Below are 4,767 nucleotides of genomic sequence, written 5' to 3' on the forward strand. Positions count from 1 at the left end.
GCTATAACAGCCTGACGATGTCCTACTTTCACACGGGAATCCGCACTATCATCGGCGCAGAGGCGTTTCACTGTCCTGTTCGGGATGGGAAGGAGTGGGACCACCTCGCTATGGTCATCAGGCATAACTTTTTGCCGGCTTGCTTTGCGGGCAAGACAGCCAATTCATAGAGTCTTCATCAGCAGCCAGGCCGAGCCTGGCTTTTTATTTGATTGCGTTCAACCCGGCATAAGCCTTGATCAAGGACTGATCAAAGTTATAGGGTCAAGCCGCACGAGCAATTAGTACTGGTTAGCTTAACGCATTGCTGCGCTTCCACACCCAGCCTATCAACGTCCTGGTCTAGAACGACTCTTCAGGGGGCTCGAGGCCCCGGCAGATCTCATCTTGAAACGAGTTTCCCGCTTAGATGCTTTCAGCGGTTATCTCTTCCGCACTTAGCTACCCTGCAATGCCACTGGCGTGACAACAGGTACACCAGAGGTGCGTCCACTCCGGTCCTCTCGTACTAGGAGCAGGCTTCCTCAAATCTGCAGCGCCCACGGAAGATAGGGACCAAACTGTCTCACGACGTTTTAAACCCAGCTCACGTACCTCTTTAAATGGCGAACAGCCATACCCTTGGGACCGGCTACAGCCCCAGGATGAGATGAGCCGACATCGAGGTGCCAAACACCGCCGTCGATATGAACTCTTGGGCGGTATCAGCCTGTTATCCCCAGAGTACCTTTTATCCGTTGAGCGATGGCCCTTCCATACAGAACCACCGGATCACTATGTCCTGCTTTCGCATCTGCTCGACTTGTCAGTCTCGCAGTTAAGCACGCTTATGCCATTGCACTATCGTCACGATGTCCGACCGTAACTAGCGTACCTTCGAACTCCTCCGTTACGCTTTGGGAGGAGACCGCCCCAGTCAAACTGCCTACCATGCACTGTCCCCGACCCGGATTACGGGCCTAGGTTAGAACCTCAAACGCACCAGGGTGGTATTTCAACGTTGGCTCCACCGAAACTAGCGTCCCGGCTTCAAAGCCTCCCACCTATCCTACACAGATCCGTTCAAAGTCCAATACAAAGCTACAGTAAAGGTTCATGGGGTCTTTCCGTCTTTCCGCGGGGAGATTGCATCATCACAAACATTTCAACTTCGCTGAGTCTCGGGAGGAGACAGTGTGGCCATCGTTACGCCATTCGTGCAGGTCGGAACTTACCCGACAAGGAATTTCGCTACCTTAGGACCGTTATAGTTACGGCCGCCGTTTACTGGGACTTCGATCAAGAGCTTGCACCCCATCACTTAATCTTCCAGCACCGGGCAGGCGTCACACCCTATACGTCCACTTTCGTGTTTGCAGAGTGCTGTGTTTTTATTAAACAGTCGCAGCCACCGATTTTTTGCAACCCCTTTGAGCTCCATCCGCGAGGGACTTCACTTACTGAGGGCACACCTTCTTCCGAAGTTACGGTGTCAATTTGCCGAGTTCCTTCTCCCGAGTTCTCTCAAGCGCCTGAGAATACTCATCTCGCGCACCAGTGTCGGTTTGCGGTACGGTCGTTGCAAGCTGAAGCTTAGTGGCTTTTCCTGGAAGCAGGGTATCACTCACTTCGGAGGCAAGCCTCCTCGTTGTCACCCCTCATCTCAGCCCGGCGGATTTACCTACCAGGCACGACTACAGGCTTGAACCGGGACATCCAACACCCGGCTGAGCTAACCTTCTCCGTCCCCACATCGCACTTGCAATCGGTACAGGAATATTGACCTGTTTCCCATCAGCTACGCATCTCTGCCTCGCCTTAGGGGCCGACTCACTCTACGCCGATGAACGTTGCGTAGAAAACCTTGCGCTTTCGGCGAGCGGGCTTTTCACCCGCTTTAACGCTACTCATGTCAGCATTCGCACTTCTGATACCTCCAGCATCCCTCTCGAGACACCTTCACAGGCTTACAGAACGCTCTCCTACCACGTACGCTTGCGCGCACATCCGCAGCTTCGGTAACTGGCTTAGCCCCGTTACATCTTCCGCGCAGGACGACTCGATCAGTGAGCTATTACGCTTTCTTTAAATGATGGCTGCTTCTAAGCCAACATCCTGACTGTTTTAGCCTTCCCACTTCGTTTCCCACTTAGCCAATTTTAGGGACCTTAGCTGGCGGTCTGGGTTGTTTCCCTCTTGAGTCCGGACGTTAGCACCCGGTGCTCTGTCTCCCGCGCTGTACTCTTCGGTATTCGGAGTTTGCCTTGGTTTGGTAAGTCGCCATGACCCCCTAGCCAAAACAGTGCTCTACCCCCGAAGGTAATACGCGAGGCACTACCTAAATAGTTTTCGGAGAGAACCAGCTATTTCCAAGTTTGTTTAGCCTTTCACCCCTATCCACAGCTCATCCGCTAGTTTTGCAACACTAGTCGGTTCGGACCTCCAGTACCTGTTACGGCACCTTCATCCTGGCCATGGATAGATCACTTGGTTTCGGGTCTACACCCAGCGACTGGACGCCCTGTTCGGACTCGGTTTCCCTGCGGCTACCCTATTCGGTTAACCTTGCCACTGAATGTAAGTCGCTGACCCATTATACAAAAGGTACGCCGTCACCCTTGCGGGCTCCGACTTTTTGTAAGCATGCGGTTTCAGGATCTATTTCACTCCCCTCCCGGGGTTCTTTTCGCCTTTCCCTCACGGTACTAGTTCACTATCGGTCGATTACGAGTATTTAGCCTTGGAGGATGGTCCCCCCATCTTCAGACAGGATTTCACGTGTCCCGCCCTACTTTTCGCTAGCTCAGTACCACACAGATCTTTTCGCGTACGGGGCTATCACCCTCTGTAGCCGACCTTTCCAGGTCGTTCCGCTAAGTTCTGTGCTATCACTAGCAGGCTCTTCCGATTTCGCTCGCCACTACTTTCGGAATCTCGGTTGATGTCTTTTCCTCGAGCTACTGAGATGTTTCAGTTCACCCGGTTCGCCTCGCATGACTATGTATTCATCATGCGATACCGCTTGCGCGGTGGGTTTCCCCATTCGGAAATCTCCGGATCAAAGCTTATTTGCCAGCTCCCCGAAGCTTATCGCAGGCTATCACGTCCTTCGTCGCCTGTAATCGCCAAGGCATCCACCACATGCTCTTAGTCACTTGACCCTATAACTTTGACTCCTCTCACGAGGATTCGCCGTTGCTCAAGGACTTGCGAGGTCTTTCACCTCGCGCGTTATGCCGTTGTCTTCAATTGCCTTGCAGCAGTTGAAGTCTGGTTGACGCAATCAAAATGTCGCTAGCGGCACGGTCTGCCATGAAGCAGTTTCCGCTAACGACGCTGATTCGACTCTATGAATTGTTAAAGAACAGCCGATCGACTTGCAGCAGATGCCGCAGTCAACAACAAAACAGCCTGGCCTCGCAGCCAAGCCGCTTTGGTGTTGAATCTTGTCCGATTTGTGTTGGTGGAGGATGACGGGATCGAACCGACGACCCCCTGCTTGCAAAGCAGGTGCTCTCCCAGCTGAGCTAATCCCCCCGGATCCCTATGCAGGAGATGGTGGGTCTGGTTGGTCTCGAACCAACGACCCCCGCCTTATCAAGACGGTGCTCTAACCAACTGAGCTACAGACCCAGGCCGGTCGCTAGTGCGAGCATACGTCGCTGGCGACATCTTCCAACAACCGATAAGTGTGGGCGTTTGAATTGAACTGCTGTTTTCCAGAAAGGAGGTGATCCAGCCGCACCTTCCGATACGGCTACCTTGTTACGACTTCACCCCAGTCACGAACCCTGCCGTGGTAATCGCCCTCCTTGCGGTTAGGCTAACTACTTCTGGCAGAACCCGCTCCCATGGTGTGACGGGCGGTGTGTACAAGACCCGGGAACGTATTCACCGCGACATGCTGATCCGCGATTACTAGCGATTCCGACTTCACGCAGTCGAGTTGCAGACTACGATCCGGACTACGACTGGTTTTATGGGATTAGCTCCCCCTCGCGGGTTGGCAACCCTCTGTACCAGCCATTGTATGACGTGTGTAGCCCTACCCATAAGGGCCATGAGGACTTGACGTCATCCCCACCTTCCTCCGGTTTGTCACCGGCAGTCCCATTAGAGTGCCCTTTCGTAGCAACTAATGGCAAGGGTTGCGCTCGTTGCGGGACTTAACCCAACATCTCACGACACGAGCTGACGACAGCCATGCAGCACCTGTGTTCTGGCTCCCTTTCGGGCACTTCCACATCTCTGCGGAATTCCAGACATGTCAAGGGTAGGTAAGGTTTTTCGCGTTGCATCGAATTAAACCACATCATCCACCGCTTGTGCGGGTCCCCGTCAATTCCTTTGAGTTTCAACCTTGCGGCCGTACTCCCCAGGCGGTCAACTTCACGCGTTAGCTTCGTTACTGATCCAGTGAAGGACCAACAACCAGTTGACATCGTTTAGGGCGTGGACTACCAGGGTATCTAATCCTGTTTGCTCCCCACGCTTTCGTGCATGAGCGTCAGTGCAGGCCCAGGGGATTGCCTTCGCCATCGGTGTTCCTCCGCATATCTACGCATTTCACTGCTACACGCGGAATTCCATCCCCCTCTGCCGCACTCCAGCCTTGCAGTCACAAATGCAGTTCCCAGGTTAAGCCCGGGGATTTCACACCTGTCTTACAAAACCGCCTGCGCACGCTTTACGCCCAGTAATTCCGATTAACGCTTGCACCCTACGTATTACCGCGGCTGCTGGCACGTAGTTAGCCGGTGCTTATTCTTACGGTACCGTCATGAGCTC

Annotated in this window: 2 tRNA genes and 3 rRNA genes; all 5 read right to left on the minus strand. The window is 53.6% G+C overall.

The annotated features are described in order from the left end of the window. Window positions 1-9 precede the first annotated feature (9 nt). Window positions 10-122: ribosomal RNA gene (gene rrf / locus ACY0MJ_RS22250) — 5S ribosomal RNA — on the minus strand. A gap of 138 nt (window positions 123-260) precedes the next feature. Further along, window positions 261-3,140: ribosomal RNA gene (locus ACY0MJ_RS22255) — 23S ribosomal RNA — on the minus strand. A gap of 300 nt (window positions 3,141-3,440) precedes the next feature. Continuing rightward, a tRNA-Ala gene (locus tag ACY0MJ_RS22260) sits at window positions 3,441-3,516 on the minus strand. A 19-nt stretch (window positions 3,517-3,535) separates the two neighbouring features. Continuing rightward, window positions 3,536-3,612, minus strand: a tRNA-Ile gene (locus ACY0MJ_RS22265). Between the two features lie 90 nt (window positions 3,613-3,702). Then, window positions 3,703-4,767: ribosomal RNA gene (locus ACY0MJ_RS22270) — 16S ribosomal RNA — on the minus strand; the annotation flags it as partial.

The sequence above is a fragment of the Ramlibacter sp. bp-362 genome (assembly GCF_054956735.1).